The sequence below is a fragment of the Novosphingobium sp. genome, assembly GCF_037133355.1.
GTDB lineage: Bacteria > Pseudomonadota > Alphaproteobacteria > Sphingomonadales > Sphingomonadaceae > Novosphingobium.
Map to the genome: position 1 here is coordinate 118,599 of NZ_JBAXOI010000001.1, position 10,562 is coordinate 129,160.

9 protein-coding genes are annotated in these 10,562 nt (G+C 65.3%); 3 read left to right on the top strand and 6 right to left on the bottom strand.

From position 1 onward, the window contains the following. Positions 1-14 precede the first annotated feature (14 nt). Entirely contained in the window at positions 15-1,541 is a 1,527-nt protein-coding gene (locus tag WCL10_RS00635) for an acyl-CoA carboxylase subunit beta (protein ID WP_336893675.1), read from the bottom strand. A gap of 177 nt (positions 1,542-1,718) precedes the next feature. On the opposite strand from WCL10_RS00635, the gene WCL10_RS00640 reads away from it, so the two are divergent. Continuing rightward, positions 1,719-3,134, top strand: a complete 1,416-nt coding sequence (locus tag WCL10_RS00640) for a short-chain fatty acyl-CoA regulator family protein (protein WP_336893676.1) — start codon at positions 1,719-1,721, stop codon at positions 3,132-3,134. A gap of 118 nt (positions 3,135-3,252) precedes the next feature. Here the strand turns inward: WCL10_RS00640 and sucD are convergent, their stop codons facing one another. Continuing rightward, positions 3,253-4,137, bottom strand: coding sequence for a succinate--CoA ligase subunit alpha (sucD, locus tag WCL10_RS00645; RefSeq protein WP_336893677.1), 885 nt, complete (start codon positions 4,135-4,137; stop codon positions 3,253-3,255). A gap of 3 nt (positions 4,138-4,140) precedes the next feature. Then, a complete protein-coding gene (gene sucC / locus WCL10_RS00650) occupies positions 4,141-5,340 on the bottom strand; it encodes an ADP-forming succinate--CoA ligase subunit beta (protein ID WP_336893678.1) in 1,200 nt (399 codons plus the stop codon). 230 nt (positions 5,341-5,570) lie between these two features. On the opposite strand from sucC, the gene WCL10_RS00655 reads away from it, so the two are divergent. Then, on the top strand, positions 5,571-6,347 hold the full coding sequence (locus WCL10_RS00655) for a 3'(2'),5'-bisphosphate nucleotidase CysQ (protein WP_336893679.1): 777 nt from the start codon (positions 5,571-5,573) through the stop codon (positions 6,345-6,347). 76 nt (positions 6,348-6,423) lie between these two features. Here WCL10_RS00655 and WCL10_RS00660 read toward each other — a convergent pair whose 3' ends face one another. The 3 genes from WCL10_RS00660 to WCL10_RS00670 form a co-directional block, all read right to left on the bottom strand. After that, entirely contained in the window at positions 6,424-7,005 is a 582-nt protein-coding gene (locus tag WCL10_RS00660; RefSeq protein ID WP_336893680.1) for a hypothetical protein, read from the bottom strand. A 296-nt stretch (positions 7,006-7,301) separates the two neighbouring features. Beyond that, on the bottom strand, positions 7,302-8,303 hold the full coding sequence (locus WCL10_RS00665) for an aldo/keto reductase (protein WP_336893681.1): 1,002 nt from the start codon (positions 8,301-8,303) through the stop codon (positions 7,302-7,304). A 70-nt stretch (positions 8,304-8,373) separates the two neighbouring features. Continuing rightward, entirely contained in the window at positions 8,374-9,066 is a 693-nt protein-coding gene (locus WCL10_RS00670; RefSeq protein WP_336893682.1) for an OmpA family protein, read from the bottom strand. Positions 9,067-9,233: 167 nt separating this feature from the next. Here WCL10_RS00670 and WCL10_RS00675 point away from each other — a divergent pair, with 167 nt between their 5' ends. Further along, positions 9,234-10,559: a hemolysin family protein gene (locus WCL10_RS00675; protein WP_336893683.1), complete on the top strand. Its 1,326-nt coding sequence runs from the start codon at positions 9,234-9,236 to the stop codon at positions 10,557-10,559. Positions 10,560-10,562: the final 3 nt, after the last annotated feature.

The window sequence follows — 10,562 nt, forward strand, 5'->3', positions numbered from 1 at the left end:
GTCCTTCAGGCCGCTCACAGCGGAATGTTATCGTGCTTCTTCCAAGGGTTCTCGAGGCTCTTGTTCCGCAGTTTCCGCAGCCCCAGCGCAATGCGCCGCCGCGTCGAATGCGGATAGATCACCTCGTCGATGAAGCCCTTGCTCGCCGCCACGAAGGGGTTGGCAAAGCGGTCCTCGTATTCCCTGGTCTTGAGCGCCTGCTCTTCGGTCGAAAGCCCGCGGAAGATGATCTCCACCGCGCCCTTGGCGCCCATCACCGCGATTTCGGCGGTCGGCCAGGCGTAGTTCAAATCGCCCCGCAAGTGCTTGGACGCCATCACGTCATAGGCACCGCCATAGGCCTTGCGCGTGATCACGGTGATCTTGGGCACGGTCGCTTCGGCATAGGCGAACAGCAGCTTGGCGCCGTGCTTGATGATGCCGCCCAGTTCCTGCGCCGTGCCCGGCAGGAAGCCCGGCACATCGACAAAGGTGACGATCGGAATCTCGAACGCATCGCAGAAGCGCACGAACCGCGCGGCCTTCTTGGACGAATTGATATCCAGCACGCCCGCCAGCACCATCGGCTGGTTCGCGACCACGCCCACGGTCTTGCCCTCGATCCGCCCGAAGCCGCAGATGATGTTCGCGGCATGCTTGGGCTGGATCTCGAAGAACTCACCCTCGTCGAGCGTCTTCGTGATCACCTCGTGCATGTCATAGGGCTGGTTGGCCGAGGCCGGGATCAGCGTGTCGAGACTGTGCTCCAGCCGGTCCCACGCATCCGCCGTCGGCCGCTCAGGCACGCCGGAGCGGTTGGTCAGCGGCAGATAATCGAAGAACTCGCGCGCCATCAGCAGCGCCTCGATGTCGTTCTCGCAGGCGAGATCGGCCACCGAGGTCTTGGTCGAATGCGTCACCGCGCCGCCCAGTTCCTCCTGCGTGACGATCTCGTTGGTGACGGTCTTTACCACGTCCGGCCCGGTGACGAACATGTAGGAGCTGTCCTTCACCATGAAGATGAAGTCGGTCATCGCGGGCGAATAGACCGCGCCGCCTGCGCAGGGGCCCATGATCAGCGAAAGCTGCGGCACCACGCCGCTCGCCAGCACATTGCGCTGGAAGATTTCGGCATAGCCGCCAAGGCTGGCGACGCCTTCCTGAATGCGCGCACCGCCGCTGTCGTTGATGCCGATCACCGGCGCGCCGACTTTCAGCGCGGTGTCCATGATCTTGCAAATCTTCATCGCGTGCCGCTCGGAAACCGCGCCGCCGAATACGGTGAAGTCCTGCGAAAACACATAGACCAGCCGGCCATTGATCGTGCCCGATCCGGTCACCACGCCGTCACCCGGCACAGTCTGCTCGGGCATCCCGAAATCGACGCAGTTGTGCTCGACGTAGGCGTCGGTCTCTTCAAAGCTGCCCTCGTCGAGCAGGATATCCAGCCGCTCGCGCGCGGTCAGCTTGCCCTTGGCGTGCTGGGCATCGATGCGGCGCTGGCCGCCTCCCATGCGGGCCGCCTCGCGGCGCTTTTCCATTTCGGCGATATTGGCGGACATGCGTGCAAAGCCCCGGTTGCTAGGGATCAAGGCTGAGGCCGATGCCGCATTGCAGCAGCGCTGTCCAATGCAATTCTGCAAAGTTGCAAAGCCGAACTTTGCAAACTAGTCTCGCGGCAGTGCCCCTTCACCACACCCTCTCATGCTGAGCGGGGTGGGGTCGAACCAGGAAACACAATGATGCCCAACCGCCGCCTTTTCGCAGGCCCCGCCCTGCGCGCCCTGCGCCAGCGGCGCGGCCTGCGCCAAACCGAGATGGCGAGCATGCTCGGCATCAGCGCCTCCTATCTCTCGCAGCTGGAAACCGACGAGCGCCACCTCACTCCCGCGCTGGGCGATGCCCTGCGCGCCGCCTTTCCCATCGACTGGGCCGATCTCGAACCAGCCGACGGCGACCGCATGGCCGAGGCGCTACGTGAGGCGCTGGAGGATCCCGAGCTTTCGGGCGGCATCCCGGGCGAGCAGATCGAGCGCCTCGCCCGCCAGTTCCCCGCCTTCGCCGAACGCTTCGTGGCGCTGCACGGCCTTTACGCGCGCAGCCGCCAGCGCCTCGAAATGGTGGACGAAGGCATTGGCCTACCTGGTAACATCGGCGGCGGCCGCCTCCCCTGGGAGGAAGCCCGCGACTGGTTCCATGCCGCCAACAACTATGTTGACCAGATCGACCGCGATGCCGAACGCCTCGCCGAACAGATCGCCGGCGACGAGGCCACTCCGCGCATCCGCACCATGCAGCAATGGCTGCGGCGCGAGGGCGTGACGATCGAATGGAGAGGCGGCGGCCCCCTGCGCCGCTTCGACGCAGCCACCCGCCACCTCCAGCTCGATTCCGCCCAGCCCAACGAATCGAGCCGGTTCCAGCTCGCCTACCAGGTCGCCGCGCTCGCGCTTTCGGGCCAGATCGCCGAAATCGTCGCCTCCGCCCCCTTGCAGACCGAAGCCGCACGCCACCTCCTCACCGTCGGCCTCGGCAACTATGCCGCTGGCGCGCTCCTCATGCCCTACGAACGCTTCCGCAGCGCCGCGCGCATCTTGCGCCATGACATCGACCGCCTGCGCCAACTGTTCCACACCAGTTTCGAGCAGTGCTGCCACCGCCTCTCCACCCTGCAACGCCCCCAATCGCGCGGCATCCCGGTGTTCTTCGCGCGCGTCGACATGGCCGGCAACATCACCAAGCGCCACTCCGCCACGCGCCTGCAATTCGGCCGCTTCGGTGGCGCCTGCCCCTTGTGGATCGTCCATGAGGCGGTCGCGATCCCCGACCGCATCCACGTCCAGCTCGCCGAAATGCCCGACGGCATCCGCTACGTCTCGATCGCCAAGGGCCTCGTGAAACCCAGCGGCAGCTACTACCGCCAGCCCCGCCGCTACGCCGTCGTCCTCGGCTGCGAAGCCGCGCTGGCCGACGAATTCGTCTATGCCGACGGCCTGAACCTGAAGAGCGACGACGCCGTCACCCGCATCGGCATCAGCTGCCGCATCTGCCCCCGCGACACCTGCGACCAGCGCGCCTTCCCCCCGAGCGACAAGGCGATCGCGGTGGATCCGAGTCAGCGAGACTTGGTGCCGTATCGGATCGTCGAGGGGTAACCGGTACCCCTCCGTCAGCGCTGCGCGCTGCCACCTCCCCTTCCAGGGGAGGATCACGGCAAAGAAAAAAGGCCAGAGGTTTCCCCCCGGCCCTTCTCTATCCCAAAGACCGAAAACCTCAGCCCTTCAGCACTTCCGCCAGCGTCTCGCCCAGCAGGCTCGGGCTCGGCGACACGCGAATGCCGGCCGCTTCCATCGCGGCGATCTTGCTTTCCGCATCGCCCTTGCCGCCCGAAACGATCGCGCCGGCGTGGCCCATGCGGCGGCCCGGAGGTGCCGAGCGGCCCGCGATGAAGCCAGCCATCGGCTTCTTGCGGCCCTTCTTGGCCTCGTCGATCAGGAACTGCGCCGCGTTCTCTTCCGCGTCGCCGCCGATCTCGCCGATCATGATGATCGACTTGGTATCCTCGTCCGCCAGGAACAGCTCGAGCACGTCGATGAAGTTCGTGCCGTTCACCGGATCGCCGCCGATGCCCACCGCGGTGGTCTGGCCCAGCCCGATGTTCGAAGTCTGGAACACCGCTTCATAGGTCAGCGTACCCGAACGCGAAACCACGCCGACCGAGCCCTTCTTGAAGATCGAACCCGGCATGATGCCGATCTTGCATTCGTTCGGGGTCAGCACGCCGGGGCAGTTCGGCCCGATCAGGCGCGACTTCGAGCCCTGCAGCGCGCGCTTCACGCGCACCATGTCGAGCACCGGAATGCCTTCGGTGATGCAGACGATCAGTTCCATCTGCGCGTCGATCGCCTCGAGGATCGCATCCGCGGCGCCCGGAGGCGGCACGTAGATGCAGCTGGCGGTGGCGCCGGTTGCAGCCTTGGCTTCGGCGACAGTGTCATACTGCGGCAGGCCGATGTGGCTGGTGCCGCCCTTGCCAGGGGTAACGCCCGCGACCATCTGCGTGCCGTAATCGAGCGCGGCCTGCGTGTGGAACGCGCCGGTCTTGCCGGTCATGCCCTGGGTGATGACCTTGGTGTGCTTGTTGACGAGAATGCTCATGGATCAGGAAACCTTCCGGACTGCGGCCACGATCTTCTGCGCGGCATCGCCAAGGTCATTGGCGGGGACAATGGGGAGACCCGAATTGGCAAGAATGTCCTTGCCCTGCTGCACGTTGGTGCCTTCGAGGCGCACGACCAGCGGCACCTGCAGGTTCACTTCCTTCGCCGCCGCAACGATGCCATCGGCGATGATGTCGCACTTCATGATGCCGCCGAAGATGTTGACGAGAATGCCCTTCACCGCCGGATCCGACAGGATCAGCTTGAACGCCGCCGTCACCTTTTCGGTCGTTGCGCCGCCGCCCACGTCGAGGAAGTTGGCCGGGAATTCGCCGTTCAGCTTGATGATGTCCATCGTCGCCATGGCGAGCCCTGCGCCGTTCACCATGCAGCCGATGTTGCCGTCGAGCTTGATGTAGGCGAGGTCGTACTTGCTGGCCTCGATCTCCGCCGGGTCTTCCTCGGTCTCGTCGCGCAGCGCGACAACGTCGGGATGGCGATAGAGCGCGTTCGAGTCGAAGCTCATCTTGGTGTCGAGGACGAGCAGGTTGCCGTCCTGCGTCTCGACCAGCGGGTTGATCTCCAGCATGTCGCAATCGAGCGCCATGAACGCGGCATAGAGCTGGCTTGCGATCTTGGCGGCCTGCTTGTTGAGCTCGCCCGTCAGCTTCAGCGCGTAGCCCACGGCGCGGCCGTGGTGCGGCATGAAGCCCTGCGCCGGATCGATCGTGATCGTGGCGATCTTCTCAGGGGTCGAATGCGCGACCTCTTCGATGTCCATGCCGCCCTCGGTCGACACGATCATGGCGACGCGGCCAGTGCCCCGATCCACCACCATCGAGAAATAGTATTCCTTGGCGATATCAACGCCGTCGGTGACGTAGAGCCGGTTGACCTGCTTGCCCGCCGCGCCGGTCTGCACCGTCACCAGCGTGTTGCCGAGCATCTCCTTCGCGAAAGCCTCGACTTCCTCGACCGACTTGGCCAGCCGCACGCCGCCCTTGGCTTCGGGGGCGAGTTCCTTGAACTTGCCCTTGCCGCGCCCGCCTGCATGGATCTGCGCCTTCACCACATAGAGCGGTCCGGGCAGCTGCTTCGCCGCCGCCACCGCCTCTTCAACGGTCAGGGCAGCAATGCCCGCCGGAATGCCGACGCCGAACTTGGCGAGCAGTTCCTTGGCCTGATATTCATGAACGTTCATGCGTTATCCCCGCATCAGAGAAAATTAGAGCTAGCGGATTGAACCGGCAGGTCGCGCTGCCTTAAGCACACGTCCAAGGGCTTGAAAAGGGTTCGCACGGCCCAATCGCACCTGCATGGATGCATTCCCCGCCTGCGCTGCGCCTGCTTGGCCGAATACGAATGCATTCTTCGGCCAGCCGCACCAAGGCCCCCTTGCGCTCGCGCCGCCAAACCCGCATCGCAAACCCGATGATCGACTTCGACCGCTTCCGCCACATCATGGCCGAAGCCGGACGCCTGGCCCTCGCCAGCTGGCCCGGCCATGGCCACGCGCTCGAAGTGTGGGACAAGGACCCCGGCAACCCGGTCAGCGCTGCCGACCTTGCTGTCGATGCCTACCTCAAACAGGAGCTCGGGCTCTTGCTCCCGGCTGCAGGCTGGCTCTCGGAAGAGACCGCCGATGACCCCGTCCGCCTCGACAAGGGCCTGTGCTGGCTGGTCGATCCCATCGACGGAACGCGCGATTTCGTCCGCGGCCGCCCCGGTTGGGCCGTCTCGGTCGCGCTCATTTCCGAAGGCCGCCCCCTCATCGGCGCACTCGATGCCCCCGCGCGCGGCGAATACTGGGAAGCCATCGCCGGGCAGGGCGCGCGCCGCAACGACACACCCCTCACCGCCAGCAACCGCCTCGAACTGACAGGAGCCCGCGTCCCCGCCGATGCGCTCCCCCGCGTCGACCACGACCTCGTCCTCGTCGACAAACCCAACTCCATTGCCCTGCGCATCGCCATGGTCGCAGCCGACGAAGCCGATCTCCTCGCCACCCTGCGCTGGGGCTACGAATGGGACATCGGCGCCGCCGCGCTGATAGCGCGCGAAGCCGGCGCAGCGGTGAGCGATGCGTTTGGCGCGCCGCTGGCGTACAACAAGCGTGACCCCCGCGCGTTTGGGCTGCTAGCTGCCGCGCCTGCGATCCACGCGGCGGCGGTGGACCGGCTGGCGGAGAGGGCGAGCCGGATGGCTTAGGAAGGGCCTTCGGCGGGGAGGGGCCATCGGCCTTGCATCCCTTAGCTTTACGCCGGATTTTGGTGGGGAGCTGACATTAGCGTCCGCCACTGTAATCCTTGCAGAGCTTGCCGTTGGCGCTCGCGTTCCCGATAAATGCGTTAAGGTATTCGTCTGACAGCTCATGAATATCGGAAGTCTTGAGCTGGATGTGGTTGCTGTATCGCCGACCATTGCCATCGCTTGTCCACTCGGGGTCGATTTGAGTCGAGAGAACGCGGCGGGTAAAATCGATGGTGTAGGTGACTTTCAGGTCAGGCCAACCATCACATCGATTTTCGGATACGATCGTATATCTGGATGCGACGTATTGTGAGCCCTTCCGGTGAAATGTGATCTCCACATAGCGATAGAAAGGAATATCGGATAACGATCTCAGGCCAATCTTAACACGGTAGGAACCCCTTTTGCGTGTGATTTGATACGGCAGAAAGTTGGGCCATCCGTCATTTAGTAGCCGTGTCTCTCTTCCTGCGACCAACAATGATGTGTTGCCGTTCACAAAGCAGAGTTTGATCACGTCGAGTGAGCGGCACCCGCCAGTAAGCGTGCCAGTGCGGCTATCTGACATCGAATGCGCGTGAGGGCTGGCGGCCAAAGCCAGAAGCAGTGTGAGCAAGCGACAACCTCCCTCGGGCACACATTCAACAGTTCGCTAGTGTCCGCAATGGGATCGTTTCCGGAACGGCAAGTTTTGGGCGCAAGCTGCCCTTCGCACTTTGCTGCGCGACCAAGTGCCTTCCCTGAAGCTGCATAAAGCCTGCGGCGCACCACCCACACTTCGTCATTGCGAGCGAAGCGAAGCAATCCAGAGCTGTGCAGAACCGCCCTAGATTGCTTCGCTTCGCTCGCAATGACGAGATGGAGAGGTATGGGGATGCAAGGGCGATGGCCCTTGCCCGCCGGAGGCCCCTCTTAGGCCGCCTCGAACTCTTCCGTATCGATCGTCGCCTGCATCACCGGCCCATAACGGTGGCCGGCAACCGTCTGGTGATTGATCAGCGCATCCACCTCGGCGACCAGCGCGGCGGAGGGTTCCCAATCCCACCGCGCGATATTCTCGGCGAGGTGGTCCTGCCGCGAGGTGCCGGGAATCGCCACGACATGCGGACCCCGCGCCAGCACCCAGCCCAGTGCCAGTTGCGCCGCCGTCACGCCCTCGCCCGCGGCGAGCGCGGAAAACGCTTCCGCCAGCCCAAGGTTGTGCGACCAGTTCTCACCCTGGAAGCGCGGCATGTTGGGCCGGATATCGCCCTTGGGCATGGCGGCCGGATCGGGCCGCTCGTCGACCAGCAGCCCCCGGCAAACGGGCGAGAACGCGACAAAGGTAATCCCCAACTCGCGGCAAGTCTCCAGCACCGCGATCTCGGGATTGCGCGTCATCGGCGAGTATTCGGTCTGCAATGCGGCAATGGGGTGCTCGGCATGCGCGCGGCGCACCGTCTCGGCGGACATTTCCGAAAGGCCGATCCCGCCGATTTTGCCCTCGCGCACGAGATCGCCCAGCGCCCCGACCGATTCTTCGATCGGCACGGTGAAATCGCGGCGGTGCAGGTAGTAGAGATCGATGTGATCGGTCTTGAGCAGCTTCAGCGAGGTCTCGAGCGCGCCCCGGATCGTTTCGGGCTTGCAGTCGATCCGCCGCGCCTTCCCATCGACGATGATCCCGGTCTTGCTGGCGAGGAAGAAGCGCTGGCGCTGGCCCGAAAGCGCCTCGCCGATCAGTGTCTCGTTGTGCCCGTCGCCATAGATCCGCGCGGTATCGAGGTGGTCGTAGCCAAGGTCGAGCGCGCGGGCGAGGAGGCGCTTGCCGTCCTCGTCGCTCGGCGGCGTGCCATAGGCCCAGCTCAGCGACATGCAGCCAAGGCCGATGGGGTTGGTCTCGCGACCGGCGATCGTACGGCGGGTAAAAGTCATGCGTCGGGCTCCTTTGGCAGGAGCGATGCCAGCCGGGCCGACAGTGCGTCAACCCGGCTGGTTTGACTCTTTACTGCCCCTGGCGTGCCCGCGCGACGTCATCCTGCGTCACCGGCACGATCTTGATCTCGACGCGGCGGTTGGCCGAACGGCCTTCCTCGGTGGCGTTCGAGGCTACAGGCTGCGTCTCGCCATAGCCCTGGCTGCGCACACGGCCCGGCGCGACCCCGCGCGAGGCCAGGTAGTCTGCCACTGCCCGCGCGCGGTTTTCCGAAAGCGTCTGGTTGTAGGCGCTCGAGCCCGTCGAATCGGTGTGGCCAGTGACGTCGATCAGCGAATCGGGATACTGCACGAGGCTCTGCGCCACCTTGTCGAGCGTATCGCGGAAGGCGGGCTTGATCAGCGTGCTGTCGGTATCGAAGGTCACGCCGTTGGGCAGGTTGACGAGGATCGCCTTGCCGCCGTCGATCGGGCTGACATCGACGCCCGAACCGGCGGTCTGCTCGCGCAGCTGCTTGATCTGCTTGTCCATGGTGTAGCCCACCGCCGCACCGGCGATACCGCCGATGCCCGCGCCGATAATGCGGCCGGTGCCGCCGCCGATAAGGCCGCCAAGCAGCAGGCCTGCCAGCGCGCCGCCGCCCGCGCCGATGGCGGTTCGCGAAACTTTCTGCTGGCCGGTGTTGGGGTCGGTCACGCAGGCGGAAAGGCTGACGAGCGAGACCGCGCAAAGGCTGGAGACAAGAACGCGCCGGATTTTCATGATATTTCCCCTGTGAACGGCCCCTGCGAGGGCTCCTGGACTTGGCCTGTCTTGCCGGGAAGGCGTCCCGCCATCCGGCTCTGCCACGCTCTTTCGCCGTACCATGCTGAACGGTTCCCGAATAGCGGCCCTTCGCGCCGCGCTGCAAATCTGCTAGCGCCTCGCTCGTGACCCCCTATCCTTGGCCTGACGCCCTCATCATTCTTGGCCTGGTCGTTCTCAACGCCCTCTTTTCAATGACGGAGCTGGCGATCGTCTCGGCGCGCCCGGCCCGGCTCAAGGTCGCGGCCGAAGCGGGCAGCAAGGGCGCGAAGATCGCGCTCGATCTCGCCGCGGACCCGGGCAAGCTCCTGTCCACCGCGCAGATCGGCATCACGCTCATCGGCATCATCGCGGGTGCCTATTCGGGCGCGAGCCTCGGCGGCCCCACGGCGGAGCGCCTCGCCGCGCTGGGCATGCCCGGCGAATGGGCGCCTATCGTGGGCTTCGTGCTGGTGATCGCCGCGACCACCTATCTCAGCCTCGTCGTCGGCGAACTTGTGCCCAAGCAGCTTGCCCTGCGCGCGGCGGAGCCCATAGCGATCGTCGCCGCGGGGCCGATGAAGCTCATGGCCCGCGCCAATGCGCCGCTGGTCTGGGCGCTCGACAGTTCCTCGGCGCTGCTCCTGCGCCTCTTCGGCGTCGCTCCGGGCAACGATCAGGACGTGACCGCCGAGGAACTCCACATGATCTTCGCCGAGGCCACCCGCTCGGGCGTGATCGAGGAGGACGAGCGCGCGCTGATGACCGGCATCATGCGCCTGGCCGAACGGCCCGTGCGGGAAGTGATGACCCCGCGCACCGAGCTCCACTGGATCGAGCGCCGCGCGCCCGAGACGGAACTGCGCGCCGCCATCGCCGACAGCCCGCACTCGCTGCTGCTCGTCGCCGACGGCTCGGTCGACAACGTCGTCGGCGTAGTCAAGGTGCGCGACGTGCTCTCGGTGCTGCTGCGCGGCCGCAAGGTCATGCTCGGGCGGCTGATGAAGAAGCCCGCGATCGTGCCCGACCAGCTCGACACGATGGACGCGCTGCGCGTGATCCAGCAGGCCGAAATCGCCATTGCGCTGGTGCACGACGAGTATGGCCACCTCGAAGGCATCGTCACGCCGGCCGATCTCCTCGACGCCATCGTCGGCAATTTCGTCGCGCACGGCGATGAGGGCGATGCGCCGATGGTGACCGTGCGCGAGGATGGCTCGCTGCTCCTGTCAGGCGCGCTGCCCGCCGATGCGCTCGCCGACCGGCTCTCCATCGAGCTCCCCGAAGACCGCGATTTCGCTACCGCCGCCGGCTTCGCGCTCTCGGTGCTCAAGCGCCTGCCGAGCGAGGGCGAGCACTTCCACGATCAGGGCTGGCGCTTCGAAGTGGTCGACATGGACGGCCGCAAGATCGACAAGCTGCTGGCGAGCAAGGTCAAACCTGCGCCCACCACGACAATGCTGGACGGCTGAACC

Bases quoted from the DNA above. Each gene is read 5' to 3' on its own strand.
- WCL10_RS00635 (WP_336893675.1), bottom strand. From the start codon at position 1,541: ATGTCCGCCAATATCGCCGAAATGGAAAAGCGCCGCGAGGCGGCCCGC.
- WCL10_RS00640 (WP_336893676.1), top strand. From the start codon at position 1,719: ATGATGCCCAACCGCCGCCTTTTCGCAGGCCCCGCCCTGCGCGCCCTG.
- sucD (WP_336893677.1), bottom strand. From the start codon at position 4,137: ATGAGCATTCTCGTCAACAAGCACACCAAGGTCATCACCCAGGGCATG.
- sucC (WP_336893678.1), bottom strand. From the start codon at position 5,340: ATGAACGTTCATGAATATCAGGCCAAGGAACTGCTCGCCAAGTTCGGC.
- WCL10_RS00655 (WP_336893679.1), top strand. From the start codon at position 5,571: ATGATCGACTTCGACCGCTTCCGCCACATCATGGCCGAAGCCGGACGC.
- WCL10_RS00665 (WP_336893681.1), bottom strand. From the start codon at position 8,303: ATGACTTTTACCCGCCGTACGATCGCCGGTCGCGAGACCAACCCCATC.
- WCL10_RS00670 (WP_336893682.1), bottom strand. From the start codon at position 9,066: ATGAAAATCCGGCGCGTTCTTGTCTCCAGCCTTTGCGCGGTCTCGCTC.